The organism is Xenorhabdus szentirmaii DSM 16338, from assembly GCF_002632585.1.
Lineage (GTDB): Bacteria > Pseudomonadota > Gammaproteobacteria > Enterobacterales > Enterobacteriaceae > Xenorhabdus > Xenorhabdus szentirmaii.
Genome location: NZ_NIBV01000049.1, coordinates 1 through 432 on the forward strand (window position 1 = coordinate 1; position 432 = coordinate 432).

The 432-nt window shown below is 44.2% G+C and carries 1 protein-coding gene; it reads left to right on the top strand.

Annotated features, from left to right (window positions below):
* Window positions 1-336 (top strand): DUF3304 domain-containing protein (locus tag Xsze_RS21575; RefSeq protein ID WP_211293383.1); only part of this gene is annotated, 336 nt, incomplete at its 5' end.
* Window positions 337-432: the final 96 nt, after the last annotated feature.

Below are 432 nucleotides of genomic sequence, written 5' to 3' on the forward strand. Positions count from 1 at the left end.
GACTTTAAGATAAAAAAAAGGATGACCCTCCTAACCGCTGTGTTGATGTTAATGATGTCAGGCTGCTCAGTGGCCCGTCAACCGGATACTAACCCGGGCAGTATTGATGGCAGAAATCACACTGAATATGAGATAAATGATTTTAGAGTTAACGGCGCAGGCGGCTCGACCAACGGAACGGTCTGCTGCGTTATGATGCCCAGACAATGGACGCCCAATTTAACCGCCCATGTTTCCTGGAATTCACGCTCACCAGAAGCTGTGAAGGCTTTAAGACCTATCCCTCAATTTAGTGATGAAGCGAATTATGAAAAATGGCGGATTAAATTAACCTGAATTCTGGATAAAGGATTGTCGTAGTGCCTGTTCCAAGAGCAAAATTTTGGTGCACACCTAAAACCGCTCTAAAAAGGAACAGGCAATGAACAAATT